The 22,464-nt window shown below is 63.6% G+C and carries 17 protein-coding genes; 7 read left to right on the forward strand and 10 right to left on the reverse strand.

Translation table 11 applies throughout. The annotated features are described in order from the left end of the window. The first annotated feature begins 153 nt into the window (after positions 1-153). A complete protein-coding gene (gene rpoD, locus H9529_RS16240) occupies positions 154-2,154 on the forward strand; it encodes an RNA polymerase sigma factor RpoD (RefSeq protein WP_092886957.1) in 2,001 nt (666 codons plus the stop codon). Positions 2,155-2,205: 51 nt separating this feature from the next. Then, a complete protein-coding gene (locus H9529_RS16245) occupies positions 2,206-3,405 on the forward strand; it encodes a hypothetical protein (protein WP_092886960.1) in 1,200 nt (399 codons plus the stop codon). A 93-nt stretch (positions 3,406-3,498) separates the two neighbouring features. On the opposite strand, the gene ychF is transcribed toward H9529_RS16245, so the two are convergent. After that, positions 3,499-4,596 carry a redox-regulated ATPase YchF gene (gene ychF, locus H9529_RS16250; protein WP_092886963.1) on the reverse strand — a complete coding sequence of 366 codons (1,098 nt, stop codon included), beginning with the start codon at positions 4,594-4,596 and terminating at the stop codon, positions 3,499-3,501. 131 nt (positions 4,597-4,727) lie between these two features. Between ychF and trpA the strand changes: the two genes are divergently transcribed. After that, the gene (gene trpA / locus H9529_RS16255) at positions 4,728-5,519 is read left to right on the forward strand and encodes a tryptophan synthase subunit alpha (RefSeq protein WP_092886966.1); all 792 of its coding nucleotides are present in this window, start codon (positions 4,728-4,730) and stop codon (positions 5,517-5,519) included. Between the two features lie 9 nt (positions 5,520-5,528). Here the strand turns inward: trpA and H9529_RS16260 are convergent, their stop codons facing one another. Together H9529_RS16260 and H9529_RS16265 are read right to left on the reverse strand one after the other, a co-directional pair. After that, complete coding sequence (locus H9529_RS16260) at positions 5,529-6,014, reverse strand: MarR family winged helix-turn-helix transcriptional regulator (protein ID WP_092886969.1); 486 nt, start codon at positions 6,012-6,014, stop codon at positions 5,529-5,531. Beyond that, positions 6,007-7,119, reverse strand: a complete 1,113-nt coding sequence (locus H9529_RS16265; RefSeq protein WP_092886972.1) for an Acg family FMN-binding oxidoreductase — start codon at positions 7,117-7,119, stop codon at positions 6,007-6,009. Before H9529_RS16265 ends, H9529_RS16260 begins: the two co-directional genes overlap by 8 nt. Positions 7,120-7,277: 158 nt before the next feature. Between H9529_RS16265 and H9529_RS16270 the strand changes: the two genes are divergently transcribed. After that, positions 7,278-8,447: an alpha-hydroxy acid oxidase gene (locus tag H9529_RS16270; RefSeq protein WP_092886975.1), complete on the forward strand. Its 1,170-nt coding sequence runs from the start codon at positions 7,278-7,280 to the stop codon at positions 8,445-8,447. Between the two features lie 59 nt (positions 8,448-8,506). Here the strand turns inward: H9529_RS16270 and H9529_RS16275 are convergent, their stop codons facing one another. Beyond that, complete coding sequence (locus tag H9529_RS16275; protein WP_092886978.1) at positions 8,507-9,643, reverse strand: PQQ-dependent sugar dehydrogenase; 1,137 nt, start codon at positions 9,641-9,643, stop codon at positions 8,507-8,509. Positions 9,644-9,702: 59 nt separating this feature from the next. After that, entirely contained in the window at positions 9,703-10,308 is a 606-nt protein-coding gene (locus H9529_RS16280; protein ID WP_092886981.1) for a flavin reductase family protein, read from the reverse strand. A gap of 137 nt (positions 10,309-10,445) precedes the next feature. Here H9529_RS16280 and H9529_RS16285 point away from each other — a divergent pair, with 137 nt between their 5' ends. Further along, complete coding sequence (locus tag H9529_RS16285; RefSeq protein ID WP_092887141.1) at positions 10,446-10,940, forward strand: GNAT family N-acetyltransferase; 495 nt, start codon at positions 10,446-10,448, stop codon at positions 10,938-10,940. A gap of 244 nt (positions 10,941-11,184) precedes the next feature. On the opposite strand, the gene ptsP is transcribed toward H9529_RS16285, so the two are convergent. The 3 genes from ptsP to H9529_RS16300 form a co-directional block, all read right to left on the reverse strand. After that, positions 11,185-13,440, reverse strand: a complete 2,256-nt coding sequence (gene ptsP / locus H9529_RS16290; protein WP_092886983.1) for a phosphoenolpyruvate--protein phosphotransferase — start codon at positions 13,438-13,440, stop codon at positions 11,185-11,187. 24 nt (positions 13,441-13,464) lie between these two features. After that, positions 13,465-14,724 carry an aspartate kinase gene (locus tag H9529_RS16295; RefSeq protein ID WP_092886986.1) on the reverse strand — a complete coding sequence of 420 codons (1,260 nt, stop codon included), beginning with the start codon at positions 14,722-14,724 and terminating at the stop codon, positions 13,465-13,467. 116 nt (positions 14,725-14,840) lie between these two features. Next, the gene (locus H9529_RS16300; RefSeq protein ID WP_092886989.1) at positions 14,841-15,323 is read right to left on the reverse strand and encodes a DUF1178 family protein; all 483 of its coding nucleotides are present in this window, start codon (positions 15,321-15,323) and stop codon (positions 14,841-14,843) included. Positions 15,324-15,529: 206 nt separating this feature from the next. On the opposite strand from H9529_RS16300, the gene H9529_RS16305 reads away from it, so the two are divergent. Then, a complete protein-coding gene (locus H9529_RS16305) occupies positions 15,530-16,678 on the forward strand; it encodes an arginase family protein (RefSeq protein ID WP_092886992.1) in 1,149 nt (382 codons plus the stop codon). A gap of 374 nt (positions 16,679-17,052) precedes the next feature. Here the strand turns inward: H9529_RS16305 and lon are convergent, their stop codons facing one another. Next, complete coding sequence (gene lon / locus H9529_RS16310; RefSeq protein ID WP_092886994.1) at positions 17,053-19,464, reverse strand: endopeptidase La; 2,412 nt, start codon at positions 19,462-19,464, stop codon at positions 17,053-17,055. Positions 19,465-19,867: 403 nt separating this feature from the next. Next, positions 19,868-21,001 carry a tRNA guanosine(34) transglycosylase Tgt gene (tgt, locus tag H9529_RS16315; RefSeq protein WP_092886997.1) on the reverse strand — a complete coding sequence of 378 codons (1,134 nt, stop codon included), beginning with the start codon at positions 20,999-21,001 and terminating at the stop codon, positions 19,868-19,870. A 161-nt stretch (positions 21,002-21,162) separates the two neighbouring features. Between tgt and H9529_RS16320 the strand changes: the two genes are divergently transcribed. Beyond that, entirely contained in the window at positions 21,163-22,392 is a 1,230-nt protein-coding gene (locus H9529_RS16320; RefSeq protein ID WP_092887000.1) for a glycerophosphodiester phosphodiesterase family protein, read from the forward strand. Positions 22,393-22,464 lie beyond the last annotated feature (72 nt).

Here is a 22,464-nt window from a genome sequence, read left to right on the forward strand (position 1 = left end):
CCCTGAAACACAGATATTTTTGCCTGATATTCTGGGCTTTTGCCCGGTCAGTCCCTAAATGCAGGGGATAAGGGGGCATCCTGCCCCTGTGATTCGGCGCAGGTCTTGGGTAAAACGAGACAATCGAATCAGACTTTCCGCGTAGGAGCATCCATGGCTGCTAAAGACACTGACGACAGCAAAACCGACGATCAGGATGCCGATGTATCGCTGGACATGAGCCAGGCATCGGTCAAGAAGATGATCGCTGCGGCGCGGGAACGTGGCTTTATCACCTACGAACAACTCAATCAGGTCCTGCCGCCCGATCAGGTGTCGTCCGAACAGATCGAAGATGTCATGTCGATGCTGTCCGAAATGGGCATCAACGTGATCGAAGACGATGAGGTCGAAGAAGGCGAAACCGCCGGCGGCGCGCTGGTGGAAACCTCCGGCTCGCGCGAAGTTGCGGTTTCGACCAGCAGCTCGGAAACGCTCGACCGCACCGATGACCCGGTGCGGATGTATCTGCGTGAAATGGGCTCGGTCGAACTTCTGTCGCGCGAAGGCGAAATCGCCATCGCCAAGCGGATCGAGGCCGGGCGCAACACCATGATCGCGGGCCTGTGTGAAAGCCCGCTGACCTTTCAGGCCATCACCATCTGGCGCGACGAATTGTTGTCCGAAGACGTGCTGTTGCGCGATGTGATCGACCTGGACGCGACCTTCGGCAATGCGATGGAGGATGATGAGGAAGGCACTGTGGCCGAAGGCCTCAGCGCCGAGGCATCGGCCCCAGTCCGCCCCGCGCCGCCGCCCCGCCCGGCGTCCGAGCCGGAACTCGATGCCGATGGCAATCCCATCGCGCGCGGCGATGATGATGAGGATGACGACGAACAATCGAACATGTCGCTTGCCGCCATGGAAACCGCGCTGAAACCCCGCGTTCTGGAAACGCTGGACCGCATCGCGCAAGATTACATCCAGCTTGCCGACATGCAGCAGCAGCGCATGAATGCGGCGCTGGGCGATACGGCGGGGCTGACCCCCGACGAGGAAGCCGCCTATCAAAAGCTGCGCTCGGAAATCGTGGAGCTGGTGAACGGCCTGCATCTGCACAACAACCGGATCGAGGCGCTGATCGACCAGCTTTACGGCATCAACCGCCGCATCATGGCGATTGACAGTGCCATGGTGAAACTGGCCGATCAGGCGCGCATCAACCGGCGCGAATTCATCGACGAATATCGCGGTCACGAGCTTGATCCCGTATGGCTCGATCTGATGTCCGAAAAGCCCGGGCGCGGCTGGCAGGCGTTGCTCGAACGCTCGCGCGACAAGGTTGAAGAGCTGCGCAACGACATGGCGCAGGTCGGCCAGTTCGTCGGCGTCGACATCACCGAATTCCGCCGCATCACCGGACAAGTCCAGAAAGGTGAGAAAGAAGCGCGGCAGGCCAAGAAGGAAATGGTCGAGGCGAACCTGCGCCTCGTGATTTCGATCGCCAAGAAATACACCAACCGTGGCCTGCAATTCCTGGATCTTATTCAGGAAGGCAACATCGGTCTGATGAAGGCGGTGGATAAGTTCGAATACCGGCGCGGCTATAAATTCTCAACCTACGCCACATGGTGGATTCGTCAGGCGATCACCCGGTCCATCGCCGATCAGGCGCGCACCATCCGTATACCGGTGCACATGATAGAGACGATCAACAAGCTGGTGCGCACCGGCCGTCAGATGCTGCACGAAATCGGGCGCGAACCCACGCCCGAGGAACTGGCCGAAAAGCTGCAGATGCCGCTGGAAAAGGTCCGCAAGGTGATGAAGATCGCCAAAGAGCCGATCAGCCTTGAAACCCCCATCGGGGATGAGGAAGACAGTCAGCTTGGTGATTTCATCGAGGACAAGAACGCGGTGCTGCCGCTCGACAGTGCGATTCAGGAGAACCTGAAGGAAACCACCACCCGCGTGCTGTCCTCGCTCACCCCGCGCGAAGAACGGGTGCTGCGCATGCGCTTTGGCATCGGCATGAACACCGACCACACGCTGGAAGAGGTGGGGCAACAGTTCAGCGTTACCCGCGAACGCATCCGCCAGATCGAGGCGAAGGCCCTGCGCAAGCTGAAACACCCCTCGCGCTCGCGCAAACTGCGCAGCTTCCTGGACCAGTAGCACTCGGGTCTGGGCGGCCAGCCCGCCCTTTCATCCGCGAAGGGGCGGGGCATGGCGTTTCATCTGTCGAAAAGGGACGCCATCAAGATCCTGTTTTCCGAGACGGTCGGCTGGAAGCTGGGCATGCCTCTGGTCGGCCTCGCGGTGTCACAGGCGGTCACGGCCCTCGACCACCTTCTGAACAATACCGCCGAACTTCGGCTCGCCGATGCCGCGGGGCAGTCTTCCGACGAATTCCTCAACCAGCATCCGCTGCCGCTTCAGGCCCTCTATGACCGCGAAAAGCTGCTGCGTGGCCGGCTGCTTTATGTCGAGATGGCGAATTTCATCGACCTGATCGTTCGGACGGGGCGCGTCCATATCGACATCGCGCCGCGTCCGGAGGGGTTTCGCCTCGCGCCCTTTGCCGACCCCGGCACCGAGGCATTGCGCAACCAGGGGTTTGAGCGTCTCCGCGAAGTTGGCAAGTATCGCCACAACAGCAACGTGATCCGGTTGGAGCGGGTGGATGTACAGCCCGGCGGCGCGCGCCTGCATATCCAACGTGCAACCTACCACGATCAGGCATCGTCCAACCTGATCCTCGATTTTGTCGGAAACGGGCGGGCACCGACCCTGCGTGAGGCGCTTCGGCGCGAATCTCCGGGCCGTTTGCCAGACCTCGATGACCGACGCCTGGCAAATTCCCTCGGCGTTACGGTGTTGGTGTTTTACCGCGATGCGCGTGACAACTGGACGCCGTTTCTGGTGCCCCGCACCCGCGCTACCGCCGTGCTCAATCGCGGGCTGTGGTCGGACAGCGCATCGGGCGCGGCGCAATGGCCCAAGGATGCCGAGACGGCTCCGAAGACCTTCGATGCGTATATTCTGGATGATCTGCATCAGGAAATGGAAAGCGAGATTGGACTTTTCCCTGAGGATCTGACGGCGCTGTTGCCGCTGGCTATCGGGCGCGAGATCATGCGCGCGGGCAAGCCTCAGATGTTCTTCATCGGTTTTACCCAGCTATCGCGTCCCCAGCTTCTGAAACGCATGGAAACTGCGCGCAAGAAAAACCTGCGCAATCCCATCGAGCCCGAAGAAATCTACCGCATGCCGCTGCTGCGCCGCGCGCCCACCCCTGACGATCCCAGCCAGATCCACGCGGTTTATGAAGATGCCGTTGTCGACCCGCAATGTGCCGCCTCGCTCTATTACGCGCTCAGCTTTCTCAACCGCCTCACTGAAAGTCGGCACGCCTGGCTGTCCTGACCCCGGGGGCCGCGCGCCGGGGCGCACAGCGCCAGGCAGACATTCGGGACCGGCAGGCATCCCGGCCCGTTTCAGGTGCAGGGCCGGGACCGCTCAGGCGTTGAACAGGAAATGCAGCACGTCGCCATCGTGCACGGTGTAGGTCTTCCCCTCCACCCGCATCTTGCCGTTTTCCTTCGCGCCCTGTTCCCCGCCCAAGGACACGAAATCATCATAGGCAATCGTTTCGGCGCGGATGAAGCCACGCTCAAAATCGCCATGGATCACACCAGCCGCCTGCGGCGCGCGCGTGCCCTCGCGGATGGTCCAGGCGCGGGCTTCCTTCGGGCCGACGGTGAAATAGGTCTGCAGGTTCAGGAGGCCATAGCCCGCGCGGATCAGCCGGTCCAACCCGGCCTCATCCAGTCCCATTTCTGACAGGAACATCTCGGCCTCATCGGCGGCCAACTGGCTGATCTCTTCCTCGATCCGCGCCGAAATCACCACCGATGCCGCACCCTGCGCCGCCGCCATTTCCGCCACCCGCGCAGACTGGCTGTTGCCCTGACCGGCCGAGGTTTCCTCGACATTGCACACGAACAACACAGGCTTGGCGGTCAGCAGTTGCAGCATGTTCCACTGCTTGCGGTCGTCGTCATCCACCGCGACCGTGCGTGCCGGTTTGCCGTCGTTCAGCGCGGCCTGGGCGGCGCGCAGCAGGCGGTCTTGATCCAGCGCATCCTTGTCGCCGCCGCGCAGCTTGCGCGACAGGTTGGCCAGCCGCCGCTCGATACTGTCCATATCGGCCAGCATCAGTTCGGTCTCGATCGTCTCGGCATCCGCCACCGGGTCGATGCGGCCTTCGACATGGGTGATGTCGTCATCCTCAAAGCAGCGCAGCACATGGGCAATCGCGTCCACCTCACGGATGTTGGCGAGGAACTGGTTGCCCAGCCCCTCGCCCTTGGACGCGCCGCGGACCAGCCCGGCGATATCGACAAAGGTGATCCGCGTCGGAATCGTCTGTTTGGACTTCGCAATCTCGGCCAGTTTGGTCAGCCGGGCGTCGGGCACCGCCACGTCCCCCACATTCGGCTCGATCGTGCAGAAGGGGAAATTTGCGGCCTGTGCGGCGGCGGTGCGGGTCAGCGCGTTGAACAGGGTTGATTTCCCCACGTTCGGTAACCCGACGATACCCATTCTGAACCCCATGACGCGCCCCTTTGCCCAATGATTGTTGCGCGCGCATCTAGGGCGGCATCGGGGGCAGCGTCAAGCGCGGGCCATTGATTTTCCGCCCCCCATGGCGCAAACCGGGTGAAACAGAACCAAGGCGGCATCACATGACCAGAATCGACGACACATTCGCACGGCTCAGGGCGGCAAAGCGCAAGGCCTTTGTCACCTATATCATGGCGGGCGATCCGGATGTGGCCACCGCGCTGGAGGTGATGCGCGGCCTGCCCGGTGCGGGCGTCGATATCATCGAACTGGGCGTGCCCTTCACCGATCCGATGGCCGATGGCGCCACCATCCAGCTTGCGGGCCAGCGCGCGCTGGCAGGCGGCATGACGCTGGAAAAAACGCTGCAAATGGTGCGGGACTTCCGTGCGGATGACAACCAGACGCCGATCGTGCTGATGGGCTATTACAATCCGATCTACAACCGGGGCGTCGACCGTTTCCTTGCCGATGCCACCGCGGCGGGCGTCGATGGCCTGATCGTGGTCGATCTGCCGCCCGAGGAAGACAGCGAGCTTTGCATCCCCGCGCAGGCCGCCGGGCTGAACTTCATCCGGCTGGCCACCCCCACGACCGATGCCAAACGTCTGCCAACCGTGCTGCAAAACACCAGCGGGTTTGTCTATTACGTCTCGATCACCGGCATCACCGGCGCGGCTGCCGCCAGCGCCGCCGATGTCGCGCCCGAAGTGTCGCGCATTCAAAAGGCCTCGGGGCTGCCGGTTGTCGTGGGGTTTGGCATCAACACGCCCCAGGCTGCCGAAGATATTGCCAGCGTTGCCGATGGCGCGGTTGTCGGCTCTGCCGTCGTGAAGCTGATCGGTGCGGGGCGGCCGGTGGCCGAGGTGCTGGACCTCGTGCGCGCGCTGGCCGACGGGGTGCACCGCGGCTGAACGCGCCGCTCAGGAGGGCGCGGTGTCCGTGTCGCGCATCTTGTCCAGAATGACGCGCAACTCTGCCATCAAAGGCAGCAGCCCCCGTACCTTTTCCGGTGGATAGGCGGCGATCAGGCCTTGCATGTCATCGCGCAGGGCCGCGATCATCTCTGATCGGAACGCGCGCCCCGCATCCGTGATCCAGATACATTTGGACCGCTTGTCCGCCGGGTTTGCCTTGGTTTCGACGAAGGCATGCCGGTGCAGTACCGACAGGCTGTGGGTCATCGTCGTCTTCGGCACCTGAAACGCGCGCGCCAGTTCCAGCGGGGTCTGGCCATCCTTGACCCGGATCAGGTGGTTCAGGATCATGAATTGTGAAACCAGAATCCCATCGGGTAACCGCCCCTGAAACATCGCCCCGCTCAATTGCGCGACGATGCCGATTTCCGTGAACAGACCAAAGTAAATGTCGGCGCCGGATGGCGGTCCAGGTGGGGGGGCTTCAGGCATTCCTCAGGCGCGTCTCCATCGGCCAGCGGGGGCTGGGCGGTACATCAGGGCCATAGCCCAACCTGCCCAACATCTGAACCGTTTCCCCCCCCGGTGCAAGCAACGCGTGCGCGCGGGCATAGGGACCGGCCATTTCGGGGAATTCTTGCAGGCACTGGCTGACCGGTTGCATTGAGAGACCCCGCGCCGTGGCGGTCAGGTTCAGCCGCAGCCATTGGCCCCCCGCCGCAATCTGATCAAAGCGGGTATTGGTCGGGCTGGTCGTCACCACATAGGCCCGCGTGGCAAGCAGCATCTCGGTATAGATATCCACCCCGGCCTGAAATGCGGTCGAGGTCGTGTCGCGCTGCGCCGCGCGCGTCAGAAGCCCCGCCAGCATCAGGCTTTCCAGAAACGCCCCACCCAGTGCGATACCATCGGGGCTGGCGTTGATCTCGGCCTTGCCAAAGCGCATCAGTTCCACGCTTTCACGGTGCGTCTGCGGGGTCGTGGCCTCGATCATCCAGGCGTCAAGCGTCAGTGCGCGCAACGCTTCAACTGTGGGGGCATCGGTCACAACCTGCGCCAGCGGGGCCAGGGCCGCCAGATCGGCGGGATCAACGGCGCGGTCTGCATAGGGTTCCTTGGTGCTGCGTCGGTTCAGAACGTGGGCAAACAGCGCATCTTGCGCAGCACCTTCGGTCAGCGTCAGGGTTGCCACGGGGGCGTCAGGCGCATCCCCATCGGGGAACAGCGTCGTTTCCACAGAAAATCCCCGCGCGCTGGCGGCAATGCGGAACAATTCCACAAAGCACCCCATGCCGATGGTCAGTTGCCGGCCAAATGGGTCGGTTTGCGGCAGGGCACGGGCCGGGTCGCGGTAAATCCGCACCGTATCCGCCCCCACCAGTTCAGCAACCCATGGCTGAAGGTTGTGCGGGTTTGGCGCCAGTATCGCGTAGGACAGGGCGAACAGGCGCGGGTCATCGGGCAGGCCCGCCGCCTTCCACGGGGCCAGTGCCGCATTCGGGGTGCGGGTCGCGGAAAATGTGACGGCGCTTGCCGTGGCCGCAAGGACGACCCCTCCGCCAATCAAGGCAATGGCGCGACGACGTGAAACAGACATTTTGAACCTCGGAATTTAATACGATATCGCACTATATGGTGCGATATCGTATTAAGTGCAAGCGAAAATGCTGGCACACCGCAATCGCCAAAGTAATTGCCCTGCCCACCCGGCATTGGTAACAAGAAGTAACCAATTTTCCCGAAAAGGATGCGCCGATGCCCCTGTTTACCAATATCGAAGACATGCGCCGGGTCTACCAGCGCAAGACCCCGCGCATGTTCTACGATTATACCGAAAGCGGGTCCTGGACCGAACAGACCTTCCGAGAGAATACGAGCGATTTTTCCCGCCTGCGCCTGCGTCAGCGCGTGGCCGTCGACATGTCGAACCGTTCCACCGCGACCCAGATGATCGGCGAGGATGTCTCGATGCCCATAGCCCTTGCGCCGGTGGGCATGACCGGCATGCAATGCGCCGATGGCGAGATCAAGGCAGCCCGCGCCGCCGAAGCCTTCGGCGTGCCCTTCACCCTGTCCACCATGTCCATCTGCTCGATCGAGGATGTGGCCGAACACACCACCAAACCCTTCTGGTTTCAGGTCTATACCCTCAAAGATGATGATTTCATGCGCCGTCTGTTCGACCGCGCCCGCGCGGCGGGGTGTTCGGCAATCGTGGTGACCGTGGACCTTCAGGTGCTGGGACAGCGCCACAAGGACCTGAAGAACGGCCTTTCCGCCCCGCCCAAACTGACCCCGAAATCCATCGCCAACATGGCCACCAAGGTGGCATGGGGGCTGGGGATGCTGGGCACCAAGCGGCGGTTTTTCGGCAACATCGTGGGCCATGCCTCGGGCGTCACCGATCCCAGCTCGCTGTCGTCCTGGACGGCAGAGGCCTTCGACATATCCCTCGACTGGGCGCGGATCGCCAAGTTCAAGGAGATGTGGGGCGGCAAGATGATCATCAAGGGCATTCTGGATGCCGAGGATGCGCGCATGGCCGCCAAGGTCGGCGCCGATGCCATCATCGTGTCGAACCATGGCGGGCGTCAGCTTGACGGGGCGCTGTCCTCGATCCGCATGCTGCCCTCGATCCTCGACGCGGTCGGCGATCAGGTCGAGGTGCATTTGGACAGCGGCATCCGCTCGGGTCAGGATGTGCTGAAGGCTTTGGCGCTGGGGGCGAAGGGCACCTATATCGGGCGGGCCTTCATCTATGGCCTGGGCGCGCAGGGGCAGGCGGGTGTGACCCGGGCGCTGGAGATCCTCCACAAGGAACTGGATGTGACCATGGCGCTGTGCGGCGAACGCAACGTGCGCGACCTGGGGCCACACAACCTGATCCAGCCGCACGGCTTCGGCGACCCGCAGGTGGCGCTGTAACTGGGGCCGTCACCCGGGCCGCAACGGCCCGGGTGATTTCAACACGTGATTTCAGGTTGTTATTGCGCCGGTTCCAGCCGCAGCAGCGGCGCGCCCCGGCCATCTGCCAGCGCGTAGACGAACCCGTCTTGGGGCCCTATCGCCACGTCGCGGATGCGCCAGCCTTCGCTTTCCAGCAGTCGCCCGGTCTGGCTTACCTGCGCGCCATCCACCGAGAACACCCCAAGATATTGATGGCGCAGGTTGCCCATGAAGGCGTGACCGCGCCATTCCGGGAAGGCATCGCCCTCATAAAACGCGAGGCCCGACGGGGGGAAGCCTTCGGGGTGATCGGCCTCCCACCAATAGACCGGCGGCACCGTGCCGGGCACTTGCGGTGGGGCTGGGGCAAACCGCTGGCCGCCGCTATAGGTCACCGCATAGCTGGCAATCGGCCAGCCGAAATTGCCCCCCTCTTGCAAGATGTTGATCTCATCGCCGTTATTCTCGCCGTGTTCATTGGCCCAGATCGCCCCCGTTTCTGGGTGCAATGCCATCCCCTGCGGATTGCGGTGGCCATAGCTGAAGATCGCGGGCAGCGCGCCATCGGTGCCCACAAAGGGGTTGTCGGCCGGGATCGTGCCGTCATCGTTCAACCGCAGCACCTTGCCATGATTCACCCCCAGATCTTGCGAGAAATGGTCCGGGCCAAAAGCCTTCGATCCCCGGTCGCCGGTGGTGAAATACACCCGGTTCTGGTCATCAAACACGATGCGCGACCCAAAATGCGCGCCGCTGTTCAGGAAGGGCGTGGCGATATACAGCAGTTCCAGGTTTTCCAGCGCTGCGGCATCGGCATTCAGCCGCGCCCGGCCCAGATGCGTGGCGGTCCCGCCGTCACCAGCCCCCGACCATGTCAGATAGACCAGCGCATTATCGGCAAATTCCGGGTGCAGCGCCACGTCCAGCAGCCCGCCCTGTCCTTGGGTGCTGATGCGCGGCAGGCCACTGACTTCCCTTGCCGACCCTGCGGCCACGTCGATCATCTGCAACGAACCGCCGCGCTCCGTCACCAGAAGCTGGTCGGATTGCGGGATGAACGCCATCCCCCACGGCTGGTTCAGCGCGGGAACCACGGTGTTCACCGTGTAGGATTGCGCGGCAGCGCCTGTCGTGACCAACGCCCCCAGGAAAGCGGCAATGAAACCCTTTTGCATGTCATACTCCTTTCAACCTTTACCCAACCATCTGTTGCGCCACCGCCTTGGTGCAAGGGTTACTCGCCGGGACGTGACAGGCTGAACACTTCGGTCACCGTCGCATAATCGCGGTAGCCAAGGCGTGACAATGGCTGAAACCGTGTCACATCGAACTTGCCGTCCACGATATGGGCGTCATCCATATGCACCCCCGTCACCTCGCCCAGCACCAGAAAATTCGCGGTGCCGCGCAGGGCGACGATCTGCGTCATCTTGCATTCCAGCGCGGCGGGCGCCCCTGCCACCCGGGCGCAGTCGATGGTCTCGCACGCCACACGCGCCAGCCCGGCCTTGGTGAATTCATCCGTTTCGCGCGGCCATGGGCCAGAGGTGACATTCATCGCGTCGCGCATCGCATGGGCCACGATATTGACGCAGAACACCCCCGTTTCGCGGATATTGGCCACGCTGTCCTTCGTGTCGTCGCGGTCGGGTTTTTCGCCGGTGGACGCGAACATCACCTGCGGCGGCACATAGGCGACCGCGTTGAAGAACGAATAGGGCGCCAGGTTTTCCGACCCGTCGCGCCCCCGGGTGGAAATCCAGCCGATCGGGCGCGGCGTGACGATGGCGTTGAACGGGTTATGGGGCAGGCCGTGGCCGTTGCGGGGTTCGTAGAACATGATTGCTCCTTTGGTTTGCCTGTCTGGTATGGCCATGTTAAAGCAAATCCCACAGGAAGTTGGCAGCGTTTTCCACCTCAACATTGCCAGAAATCAAGCGCTTACTGGCGCAGCAGGCCGCAGAGATGGGGGCGTCCATGCAGGTGTATCGCGAAACGCCCGCCGATTGGTGGGAGGTCGAGGCGCTTTATGATCTGTGCTTCGCCCCCGGGCGCGAGGCGCTGTCGTCATACCGGCTGCGCGACGGGGTGCCGCCCGTGGCTGATCTGTGCCTTCTGGTGCGTGATGCGGGTGGGGTCATGGCGGCCATCCGTTTCTGGCCGGTGCTGGTGGGCGGGGCGGATGCCTTGCTGCTGGGGCCCGTTGCGGTGCACCCCACCCGACAGGGCGAGGGGCTGGGCGGCCAGTTGATGTATGACAGCTTGAACCGCGCGCGCGCCCTTGGCTGGGACCGTGTGCTGCTGGTGGGCGATGCGCCCTATTACAGCAGATTCGGCTTCGAGCGGTTGGAGCGTGTAAAAATGCCGCCGCCGACCAACCCCGCCCGGGTGCTGGGCTATGCGCTGACCCCGGGTGCCTGGGACGGCGTGACCGGCACCACAACGCGCATCGCCGTGCCCCCCAAAACCTGACAGAGTACACAAACTGACCCCGGTGCCGAATGACCCCCGCGGCCGAATGACCCCCGGGCCGTCTGGGGCCGAAACCTGAGCGCCCGCAGTGTCATGCGGATCAGGCAAAGCAACGCCTTTCCCCGCCCGCAGCGCCCCGCTGCCAACCTGACCGTTTCAGTATGCCCGCCCCACCGACAGCCCGCCCCACCGACAGCCCGCCCCACCGCCAGCCCGCCCGATGGCCGGGCGCGCGGGCGGGCTGTTAGGCCCGCAAATCGTCGAAACTGCTGACGTATTTCAACAGGGCAGGGCGGGTGGATTCCACGCCCTCGGCCCGCGCGCGTTCGATGATGTCGCGCACCACGTCCAGATCGGCGCGGCGCAGCATGCTTTTTACCGGCCCGATAGAGGCCGGGCGCATCGACAGCGTGCGCAGTCCCGTCGCCGCCAGTGCCAGCGCGTCCAGCGGGCGCCCGGCATCCTCGCCGCAGAACGACAGCGCCGTGCCGGTGTCCGCACACCGTTTCACAATCTCTTCGATGAAGGTCAGGAAACTGATGCTCAGCGTATCATAGCGGCGGCGCACCAGTTCATTCTCGCGGTCGGCGGCAAAGAAGAATTGCTTGAGGTCATTCCCCCCGATCGAGATGAAATCCGCCGTCTCGAAGAAGCGGCGCGCGGCATAGGCCAGGCTGGGGGTTTCCAGCATCGCCCCGATTTCCAGCGACGCGGGCAGCACATGGCCCAGTGCGGCCTCGCGGTCGATCTCGCGCAGCAACTGCGCGCGCGCGCTGTCAAACTCGCTGGCCTGCGACACGAAGGGGAACATCACCGACAACGGCCGCCCGTTCGCCGCGCGGATCAGCGCCTGAAGCTGCATCCGCATCACGCCGGGCTTGTCCAGCCCCACGCGCACCGCGCGCCAGCCCATGGCCGGGTTCGGCTCATCGGGGCGCTTCATATAGGGCATCACCTTGTCGGACCCGATGTCGAGCGTGCGAAACGCCACGCGCCGCCCCCCCGCCGCATCCATGACCCGGGAATAGAGCGCGGCCAGCTCGGACCGTTTCGGCACGGCATTGCGCAACAGGAATTGCAATTCGGTGCGGAACAACCCCACGCCATCGGCGCCCGAGTTCTCCAGCGACGGCAGGTCCGCCATAAGCCCCGCGTTCATATGCAGCGCAATCGTTTCGCCGCAGGCGGTCAGCGCGGGCTTGTCGCGCAAGCTTGCGTATTTTTCCTGGGCCTTGGCCTGCATGGCGATCTTGTCACGGAACGCGGCGGCGACGGCATCATCAGGGCGCAGATGCACGATCCCGCCATGACCGTCCACCAGAATATGGTCGTTGTTCAGCGCCTCGCTGGTGATCCGCGCCACATTGATGACCAATGGAATCGCCAGCGCCCGCGCCACAATCGCGGCATGCGACCCGACAGAGCCTTCTTCCAGCACGATGCCGCGCAGCTTGCGGCCGTAATCCAGCAATTCGCCCGGGCCGATGCTGCGCGCCACCAGGATGGGACGCTCAGGCATCTCGGCCCCGGTTTCCGTGCCCTGGCCCGTCAGAATGCGCAAAAGCCGGTTCGACAGATCGTCCAGATCGTGCAGCCGGTCGCGCAAATAGGCGTCGGGCACTGTCTGCAAGCGGGCGCGCGCGCTGGATTGTTCCTTTTCCACTGCCGCTTCGGCCGACAGCCCGCGCGAGATGTCTTCTTCCATCCGGCGCAGCCAGCCGCGCGACTGCGCGAACATCCGGTAGGTCTGCAAGACCTCGACGTGTTCCTTGTCGACCGACCGCGTGGTTTTCAGCAGGTCGTCCACCGTGATGCGCAACAGCTCGACGCCGGCACGCAGGCGGGCGACTTCGGCCTCGGGGTCGTCATTGACCAGGTTGGTGACCACCACGCGCGGCTCATGCAGCCAGACATTGCCTTCCGCCGTGCCTTCCTGCCCCGATCCGCCGCGCATCATGACCGGGTGCTTGTGCAGCGGCGCCAGTGCGGCGCCTTCGCCGACGAAAGCGCCCAGTTCGGTCATTTCTGCCAGCACCATCGCCACGACTTCCAGCGCATAGACTTCATCTTCGGAATATTCGCGCGCGTCCTTCGACTGCACCACCAGCACGCCCAGCGTTTCGCCCAGCCGCTGCACCGGCACCCCCAGGAAGGACGAGAATACCTCTTCCCCCGTCTCGGGCATATACCGGAACCCCTTGGCGGCGGGGGCGTCGCCGGTGTTGATCGGGGTTGCGCTGCGGGCCACGCGGCCCACCAGGCCTTCGCCGATCTTCATGCGGGTCTGGTGTACCGATTCGGGCTTCAGCCCTTCGGTCGCGCACAATTCCAGCGTGTCCGAGTCGCGGAACAGGTAGATCGAACACACCTCGGTCTGCATCGATTCCGCGATGATCGTCGTGATCCGGTCCAGCCGCTCCTGCCCCGCGCCAGCCTCGGCCAGCGTGTCGCGCAGGCGTCGCAGCAGTTTGCGGCTTTCAGTTTCGGTTCGCTCGGGCATGACCCATCCGATGCTGTTCAGGGTTCAGGGTGCGGCGTCCAGTTCAAACGCATCATGCAGGGCCTGAACCGCCAGTTCCATATATTTCCGGTCGATCAACACGGAAATCTTGATCTCGGACGTGGCGATCACCTTGATGTTCACGCCCTCGGAGGCCAGCGCGCGGAACATCCGCGCCGCAACCCCAGCGTGCGACCGCATCCCGATGCCCACGACCGAGACCTTGGCCGCATCCACATCCACGACCAGATCGTCATACTTGATCGTGCCTGCCTCGCGGGCGGCTTCCAGCGCGTGGCGCGCGCGCGCCACCTGATCGACAGGGCACGAGAATGTCATGTCGGTGACCGCACCCACATGCCCTTCATAATCCTTTTCCGAGATGTTTTGCACGATCATATCGACATTCACCCCGGCATCGGCCAGCGGGCCAAAGATCGCGGCGGCAATGCCGGGGCGGTCTTCCACCGTCACCAGCGTCATCTTCGCCTCATCCCGTGAATAGGCCACGCCCGAAACGACTTTCGATTCCATGATCTCATCCTCATCACATACCAGGGTTCCCGAGGTCTCATCCGTATCCTCGAACGATGACAGCACGCGCAGCCGTACCTTGTAGCGCATGGCCAGTTCGACCGACCGGGTCTGCAACACCTTGGCACCCAGGCTGGCCAGTTCCAGCATTTCCTCAAACGAGATCTTCGCCAGCTTGCGCGCCTTCGACGTGATGCGCGGATCGGTCGTATAGATCCCGTTCACATCGGTATAAATATCGCAACGCTCGGCCCCGAAGGCGGCGGCAAAGGCCACCGCCGTGGTGTCCGACCCGCCCCGGCCCAGCGTGGTGATGCGCCCCTCGGGCGACACGCCCTGAAATCCCGCGACCACCGCGACGCTGAAGCCCTCGGCGAATTTCTGGTCGATATTGTCGCGCGGGATCGACACGAAGCGCGCCGTGGAATGCGCCGAGGTGGTGTTGATCGGCACTTGCCAGCCCTGCCAACTGCGCGCGGGCACGTCCATTTCCTGCAAGGTCAGCGCCATCAGCCCGGCGGTCACATTCTCGCCCGCGCTGACCACCGCGTCGTATTCGCGCGCATCATAAAGCGGCGAGGTCTCACCGACCCAGCCGACCAATTCATTGGTCTTGCCCGACATGGCCGAGACGATGACGATCACGTCATAGCCGCGCTCCACCTCGCGCTTGACCTTTGCGGCGGCGTTGCGGATGCGCGCCAGATCGGCGACCGAGGTACCGCCGAATTTCATCACCAGAAGCGGCATGTTTTACACCCCTGAGCAAACCCCCCGGTCAACGCGCCGGGTCCGGCGTCTCTTAGGACTCTGTGCGGCCGTCCGCAAGGGCCGCCTCAAAGGCTGCCCGCGTTTCAGTGCCGGTTTCAGTTGGTTTTTGCCTTTGGAATAAAGGGCAAGGGCGCGATGGGCACCCCGTCTTCCAGCAGCGCGCGCACCTCGCTTGGGTTGGCATCGCCATAGATCGCGCGTTCGGGCGCATCGCCCAGATGCATGCGCCGTGCCTCATCGGCGAAACGCGGCCCGACATAATCGGCATGCGCCTCGATATGCTTGCGCAGCGCGGCCAGTTTCGCGGCGACCTCGGGGGGCGGGGCCGCGATCATCGGGCGGGAAGCGGCGGGTCCCGGCGCAGGTGCAGGGGCAGGGGCACGGGCAGGGGCAGGGGGTGCTGCATCAGCCTTGCCGGGCCGCACCGCCGGGGCCATCAGCGCCTTTGCCACCTGCGCATCGCCGCAGATCGGGCAGGTCACATGCCCGGCCGACCGCAGGCTGTCATAGGCCGCGTTACCGGCAAACCAGCTGTCAAACTGGTGGCCCTTGGAGCAGCTTAGCGTGAATCGGATCATGGTCGCCCGCCTGTCATGGTAGTGCAATACTTATGCGCCTGCCCCGCAGCTTCAAGGGACAGCTTGAAGGCTGCCATGCCCGGGTTACTTGTTTGCAAAGAACTGGAGGGCATGTGATGCGATTTTTCTTCCGGCGTTGTGCCGCCCGCCGCATTCCCTACGCGATGGTGCAGGCCGCCACAATCGCACCCCTGCGGGGCTGAGGGATGGGGCTGGACGGCAGCGCGACCGCGCAGGCGGCAGACACGGCCCTGCGCCCCCCGGTGTTCATCGGGTCAGAGATCTATCGGGGGTCCAGCTATGGCGCCTGGCACCCGCTGCGCATTCCGCGTGTCTCGACCGTGATGGATCTGATCCGTGCGCTGAATTGGCTGGAACCGGGGCAATACCGCAACAGCCCGCGCGCCAAGCCAAAGGCGCTGCACATCTGGCACGACCCCGCCTATGTCAGCGCGCTGCAGGCGGCAGAAGCGGCGGGCAGCGTCAGCGAGGCCATCCGCATGCGGCACGGGCTGGGCACCACGGCCAACCCGGTGTTCCCGCAGGTGTTCCGCCGCCCCGCGACCTCGGCCGGGGGCACGATGCTTGCCGCCGAACTGGTGGCGGACGGCGGGGTGGTGCATGTGCCGGGCGGCGGCACGCATCATGCGCTGCCCGACCGGGCGAACGGGTTTTGCTACCTCAACGACCCCGTGCTGTGCCTGCTGCGCCTGCGCGCGCTGGGAATGCGGCGCATCGCCTATGTCGATATCGACGCGCATCATTGCGATGGTGTGGCGCATGGCTTCCACGGCGCCGGGGATGTGCGGATGTTTTCTGTCCATGAGGAAAGGCGCTGGCCCTACACCGGGGCCATCGACGACACGGCCGGGGGCGCGGCGGTGAACCTGCCGGTGCCGCGCGGCCTGAACGATACCGAGATGCGCGCGATCGCCATCCGCCTGATCCTGCCCCGGCTGGCCGATTGGGCACCCGACGCGATCGTGCTGCAATGCGGCGCCGACATGCTGCTGGAAGACCCGCTGTCGCGGCTTGCCCTGTCGAACAACGCGCATTTCGACATGATCCGCGCGCTGCGCCGCCTCAGCCCGCGCCTGATCGTCATGGGCGGCGGTGGGTACAACCCCTGGACCGTGGCGCGCCTGTGGACCGGGGTGTGGGGTGTCTTGAACGACCGCGCGATGCCTGCGGTCCTGCCACCCGCCGCGCAGGCGGTGCTGCGCGCGCTGAGCTTCCCGGGCAACCGCCTGGGCAAGAACCCGCCGGAACATTGGTTCACCACGCTGCAAGACGCCCCCCGCGAAGGCCCCCTGCGCCCCGAGATCACCGCCCGGCTGGCAACATTGGGGGCATGACGCACGGGGTATGACGGGGGGCACCCGAGCCCGGAAGACGGCGCCCAGAAGACGGCGCCCAGAAGACGGCGCCATTCGGGCGGGGCCACTTTACGCAGGGCCCTTGCAGGTGGCGTCTGAGGGCGCTTTGAAGCTGGGCCATAAAACGGGTGCCATGAAACGGGAGCCATGAAACAGTGCAGCGGAGGCGTCGACCCCTGTGCTTTACCTTCGCGCCACAGCGCGGCGAGCCGGGCGTTTCCCCACCCATTTGTTGCGTGCACGAAAAAACCCGCCCGTTTCCGGGCGGGTTTCTACGTTGGTGACATGGCCAGGGCGGCTCAGGCGCTCTGAAACGCCGTCGCGCTGCGGGCCTGTCCGCCCCACCGCCCCGCTTAATGCGCGGCGCGGCTTGCGGTCTCGTCGGATTTCGCTGCGACGGCAGCCAGTCGCGCGGCTTCTTCCGCGTCCTCATCCCATTCGATCGCCTCGGGCTGACGCACCAGGGCGTGTTGCAGGACCTCGCGGACATTCGAAACCGGGATGATGGTCAGCCCTTCCTTCACGTTGTCCGGGATTTCCGGCAGATCCTTCGCGTTGTCTTGCGGGATCATCACGGTGGTGATGCCGCCGCGCAGGGCCGCCAGCAGTTTTTCCTTCAGCCCGCCGATGGCCAGCACATTGCCGCGCAGCGTGACCTCGCCGGTCATGGCGACATTGGCCCGCACCGGGATCTGCGTCAGCACCGACACGATAGAGGTCACCATGCCCACGCCCGCACTCGGCCCGTCCTTGGGCGTCGCGCCTTCCGGGACGTGAACGTGAATATCCATCGTCTCGAACCGCGGCGGCTTCACGCCCAGTTGCGGGCTGATCGAGCGCACGAAACTGCTGGCAGCGTCGATGGATTCCTTCATCACATCGCCCAGCTTGCCGGTGGTCTTCATCCGGCCCTTGCCGGGCAGGCGCAGCGCCTCGATCTGCAACAGCTCACCGCCGACGCTGGTCCAGGCCAGCCCCGTCACCACGCCGATCTGGTCTTCCTTTTCGGCCAGCCCGTATTTGTGGCGCGGCACGCCCAGGTAATCCGCCAGGTTGGACTTGGTGACGATCACCTTGTCCTCTTGCTTGCGGATGATCCGGGTCACCGCCTTGCGCGCAATCTTGGCAAGTTCGCGCTCAAGGTTGCGCACCCCGGCCTCGCGGGTATAGCGGCGAATGATCTCCATCAGCGCGCTGTCCGACACGGTCAGTTCACCCCGGCGCAACCCGTGATTCTTGATCGCTTTCGGCATCAGGTGGCGCAGCGCGATTTCCGATTTCTCATCCTCGGTGTAGCCCGACAGCGGAATGATCTCCATCCGGTCCAGAAGCGGCCCCGGCATGTTGTAGCTGTTGGCCGTGGTCAGGAACATCACGTTCGACAGATCGTATTCGACCTCCAGATAATGGTCGGTGAAGGTTGCGTTTTGCTCCGGGTCCAGCACCTCCAGCATGGCGCTTGCCGGATCGCCCCGGAAATCCTGCCCCATCTTGTCGATTTCATCGAGCAAGATCAGCGGGTTGTTGGTCTTCGCCTTTTTCATCGCCTGAATGATCTTGCCCGGCATCGACCCGATATAGGTGCGGCGGTGGCCCCGGATCTCGGATTCGTCGCGCACGCCGCCCAGCGAGATGCGGATGAACTCACGCCCCGTGGCCCTGGCCACGCTGCGCCCGAGCGAGGTCTTGCCCACCCCCGGCGGGCCGACGAGGCACATGATCGGCCCCTTCAGCTTGGCCGAGCGGGTCTGCACCGCCAGATATTCGACGATGCGTTCCTTGACCTTCTCCAGGCTGTAATGGTCGGCATCCAGCACTTCTTGCGCTTTGCCCAGATCCTTTTTCACCCGGCTTTTGACATTCCACGGGATCGACAGCATCCAGTCCAGATAGTTGCGCACCACCGTCGCCTCGGCTGACATGGGCGACATGGATTTCAGCTTCTTGATCTCGGCATCGGCCTTGGCGCGGGCTTCCTTCGACAGCTTGGTGGCGGCGATCTTGGCTTCCAGTTCGGCCACTTCATTCTGGCCGTCCTCGCCGTCGCCCAGTTCCTTCTGAATGGCCTTCATCTGCTCATTCAGATAATACTCGCGCTGCGTGCGCTCCATCTGGCTTTTCACGCGGGTCTTGATCTTGCGTTCCACTTGCAGGACCGACATTTCGCCCTGCATCAGCGCATAGATCTTCTCCAGCCGCTGGGCGACATCGAGCTGTTCCAGCAGCGCCTGCTTTTCGCTGACATCCACGCCCAGATGCCCTGCGGCCAGGTCGGCCAGCCGGTCAGGTGCGGTGGTGTCGCTGATCGCGGCCAGTGCTTCCTCGGGGATGTTCTTGCGGATCTTCGCATAGCGCTCGAATTCGGTGCTGACCGACCGGACCATCGCCTTGATCGCGGCACCGTCGCCTTCAACCTCGTGCAATTCCTCAGCCTCGGCCTCGAAATGGTCGGGGTTTTCAATGAAGCGGGTGATGCGCACGCGCACCCGCCCTTCGACCAGCACCTTCACGGTGCCGTCAGGCAGTTTCAGCATTTGCAACACATTGGCCAGCACGCCGGTGCGGTAGATGCCATCGGCGCCGGGGTCTTCCTCGGCGTGGTCTTTCTGGCTGGACAGAAGGATTTGCTTGTCCTCGCTCATCACAGCTTCCAGCGCGCGGACGGATTTGTCACGCCCCACGAAAAGCGGCACGATCATGTGCGGGAATACCACCATATCGCGCAGGGGCAGAACGGGGTAGGTTGTCGTGCTGTGCTTGGTCATTTTGTGCCTCGGTCTTTTCATACGGGCGCGGCCGGTGCCGCTGTCTGGCTATACTTGGGTCGAAATACGGCGGGTTTCAAGCCGCAGTCGTGGCGACAATCTGTGCCGCTGCGCGCAATAGCGGTGCGGCGCGCGGGGAAGGGTTGCGCAGGGCGCGGGCGGTTGCGGGTGCCAGTTCTGGGCGGTCCAAAGGGGCGGCTGCACCACCCACGGTTGCGTTTCGGGGTTGGTTTCCCAGGCATCGGGGGCGCTACCTTGGCAGCATGCGCCGCGCGCGCAGCGGGGTCCAGCCCCGGAAGGTACAAAGGTTAATAACCCCGCGACCCGCCGGGCGTATGTATCAAAACCATACCGGAACCATACCGTTTCCAGATGCGGTCCCGGGCGGTGTCAGGGCCGGAAGTTAACGTAGGTCTACGTCGCCCAAGGCCACATTGGCGTGGAAGGCGGCGGTGAAATCCGCCAAGGCGCCGGCACTGATTGCATCACGCAATCCCTGCATAAGGCTTTGATAATAATGCAGATTGTGCCAAGTCAGCAGCATAGAGCCGATGATCTCGTCCGATTTGATAACGTGATGTAAATAGGCCCTGCTGTATCCTGTGCAGGCCGGGCAGGTGCAGCCTTCTTCCAGCGGGCGCGGATCATCGCGATGCCGCGCGTTGCGCAGATTGACCTGTCCGCGCGCGGTCCAACCCTGCCCCGTCCGCCCCGAGCGGGAGGGGAGAACACAGTCCATCATGTCAATCCCGCGCGCCACCGCGCCCACAATATCGGAAGGTTTGCCCACACCCATCAAATAGCGCGGCTTGTCCTCGGGCAGCATGTCGGGGGCATAGTCCAGAACCTCGAACATTTTCTCCTGCCCCTCACCGACGGCCAGCCCACCGACCGCATAGCCATCAAATCCGATGGTGCGCAACTTTGAGGCGCTTTCGGCCCGCTGATCGGCATAGACCGATCCTTGCTGAATGCCGAACAGCGCATGCCCGGGCCGGTCGCCGAAGGCGTCGCGCGACCGTTGCGCCCAGCGCATCGACAGTTCCATCGAGGCGCGCGCCGTGCCCTCATCCGCCGGATAGGGTGTGCATTCGTCAAAAGCCATCACGATGTCAGAGCCCAGAAGCCGTTGGATTTCCATCGACCTCTCGGGCGTGATCTCGTGGCGCGACCCGTCGATATGACTGCGGAAGGTAACACCCTTTTCTGTCATTTTTCGCAATGATGCCAATGACATAACCTGAAATCCACCGCTGTCGGTCAGGATGGGACGGTCCCAGTTCATGAACTTGTGCAGCCCACCCAGGGCGGCAATCCGTTCCGCCGTGGGGCGCAGCATCAGGTGATAGGTATTGCCCAGCAAGATGTCCGCGCCCGTCGCGCGCACCGATCCCGGCAGCATTGCCTTCACCGTCGCCGCCGTGCCAACCGGCATGAAAGCAGGCGTGCGGATGTCGCCGCGCGGCGTGGTGATGGTGCCTGCGCGCGCCTTGCCGCAGGTTGCCTGCACCGCAAAGCCGAATGTCGCAGATGTCATGGCAAACCCCCGAAAAAGAACCGTGCCGCCTTTTGCGCGATTTCCTGCGCCTTGCCAAGGGCGGCGCAGATGTCACGGAATTGTGGCACAGCTGACACGTTCCCGTTACCCACCGCTGGTAGTCAGCAGCCCTGATGTAACTTCAAGGCCGGAGCCTTTTCATGACCCCACGCTGCCTTACAGCCCTTGCGCTGATCCTGACTGCAACCGCCACCACTGCCACCGCGCAAGAGTACCTGAGCTATGGTCCGCGCCCGGCATACCTGGTTGGCCAGATGACCGATGGTCCGCTGAAAGATCAACTGACTCAATGCCTTGGCCAAACGCCTTCGCGCAGCGATTTCTCCATCGGGCACCGTGGCGCGCCGCTGATGTTGCCAGAGCACACCGTCGAATCGAACGTCGCCGCCGCGCAGATGGGCGCAGGCATCCTGGAATGTGACGTGACCTTCACCGCCGATCTGGAACTGGTCTGCCGTCACGCCCAGAACGATCTGCACACCACCACGAACATCGTCGCCACCGACCTGGGCGAAAAATGCACCGTGCCGTTCACGGCGGCTTCGGGCGATACGCCCGCCAGCGCCGAATGCCGCACCTCGGATCTGACGCTGGAAGAATTCCGCAGCCTGTCGGCAAAGATGGACGCGTCTGACAACACCGCCACGACGACCGAAGGGTATCTGGGCGGCACCGCCTCGTTCCGCACCGACCTTTACACCCACAGCGCAACCTCGATGACCCATGCGGAATCCATCGAATTGTTCCGCGGCCTGGGTGCGAAATTCACCCCGGAACTGAAATCGCCCAGCGTCGAGATGCCCTTCAACGGCTTCACGCAGGCAGATTACGCCCAGAAGATGATCGACGAATACAAGGCTGCGGGCATCCCCGCTTCCGATGTCTGGGCACAGTCGTTCGACCTGCAAGATGTCCTCTACTGGATTGAGAATGAGCCAGAATTCGGCGCGCAGGCCGTGTATCTGGATGACCGCTATGAACTGGAAGAAGGCGATGGCGGCCTGCTGGATCCGATGGATGCCGCAACTTTCCAGCCCAGCATGCAAGAACTGGCCGACATGGGCGTGCAGTACATTGCGCCGCCGCTCTGGTTGCTGGTGACGCTGGATGCCGATGGTGAGATGGTGCCGTCGGTCTATGCCGATGAAGCCACCGCAGCCGGGCTGAACATCATCACCTGGACGTTGGAACGCTCGGGCCCGCTCAACACCGGCGGTGGCTGGTACTTCCAGTCGGTCGCGGAAGCCACTGACAACGACGGCGTGACCTATGAACTGCTCGATGTTCTGGCGCAGGACGTGGGTGTGGTCGGCGTCTTCTCTGACTGGCCTGCCACCACGACCTTCTATGCCAACTGCATGGGTCTTTGATCCCGCGCATTGACCGAATTCAACGGTAGGTATAGAGTTTCAAGTCAATACCGATATTTTCAATGATGTATC

Origin of the sequence: Roseicitreum antarcticum (assembly GCF_014681765.1) — a bacterium.
In the GTDB taxonomy this organism is placed as follows: Bacteria; Pseudomonadota; Alphaproteobacteria; order Rhodobacterales; family Rhodobacteraceae; genus Roseicitreum; species Roseicitreum antarcticum.

What these genes read in the sequence shown, in the direction of transcription:
- rpoD (WP_092886957.1), top strand. Translation starts at nt 154, where the DNA reads ATGGCTGCTAAAGACACTGACGACAGCAAAACCGACGATCAGGATGCC.
- H9529_RS16245 (WP_092886960.1), top strand. Translation starts at nt 2,206, where the DNA reads ATGGCGTTTCATCTGTCGAAAAGGGACGCCATCAAGATCCTGTTTTCC.
- ychF (WP_092886963.1), bottom strand. Translation starts at nt 4,596, where the DNA reads ATGGGGTTCAGAATGGGTATCGTCGGGTTACCGAACGTGGGGAAATCA.
- trpA (WP_092886966.1), top strand. Translation starts at nt 4,728, where the DNA reads ATGACCAGAATCGACGACACATTCGCACGGCTCAGGGCGGCAAAGCGC.
- H9529_RS16260 (WP_092886969.1), bottom strand. Translation starts at nt 6,014, where the DNA reads ATGCCTGAAGCCCCCCCACCTGGACCGCCATCCGGCGCCGACATTTAC.
- H9529_RS16265 (WP_092886972.1), bottom strand. Translation starts at nt 7,119, where the DNA reads ATGTCTGTTTCACGTCGTCGCGCCATTGCCTTGATTGGCGGAGGGGTC.
- H9529_RS16270 (WP_092886975.1), top strand. Translation starts at nt 7,278, where the DNA reads ATGCCCCTGTTTACCAATATCGAAGACATGCGCCGGGTCTACCAGCGC.
- H9529_RS16275 (WP_092886978.1), bottom strand. Translation starts at nt 9,643, where the DNA reads ATGCAAAAGGGTTTCATTGCCGCTTTCCTGGGGGCGTTGGTCACGACA.
- H9529_RS16280 (WP_092886981.1), bottom strand. Translation starts at nt 10,308, where the DNA reads ATGTTCTACGAACCCCGCAACGGCCACGGCCTGCCCCATAACCCGTTC.
- H9529_RS16285 (WP_092887141.1), top strand. Translation starts at nt 10,446, where the DNA reads ATGCAGGTGTATCGCGAAACGCCCGCCGATTGGTGGGAGGTCGAGGCG.
- ptsP (WP_092886983.1), bottom strand. Translation starts at nt 13,440, where the DNA reads ATGCCCGAGCGAACCGAAACTGAAAGCCGCAAACTGCTGCGACGCCTG.
- H9529_RS16295 (WP_092886986.1), bottom strand. Translation starts at nt 14,724, where the DNA reads ATGCCGCTTCTGGTGATGAAATTCGGCGGTACCTCGGTCGCCGATCTG.
- H9529_RS16300 (WP_092886989.1), bottom strand. Translation starts at nt 15,323, where the DNA reads ATGATCCGATTCACGCTAAGCTGCTCCAAGGGCCACCAGTTTGACAGC.
- H9529_RS16305 (WP_092886992.1), top strand. Translation starts at nt 15,530, where the DNA reads ATGGGGCTGGACGGCAGCGCGACCGCGCAGGCGGCAGACACGGCCCTG.
- lon (WP_092886994.1), bottom strand. Translation starts at nt 19,464, where the DNA reads ATGACCAAGCACAGCACGACAACCTACCCCGTTCTGCCCCTGCGCGAT.
- tgt (WP_092886997.1), bottom strand. Translation starts at nt 21,001, where the DNA reads ATGACATCTGCGACATTCGGCTTTGCGGTGCAGGCAACCTGCGGCAAG.
- H9529_RS16320 (WP_092887000.1), top strand. Translation starts at nt 21,163, where the DNA reads ATGACCCCACGCTGCCTTACAGCCCTTGCGCTGATCCTGACTGCAACC.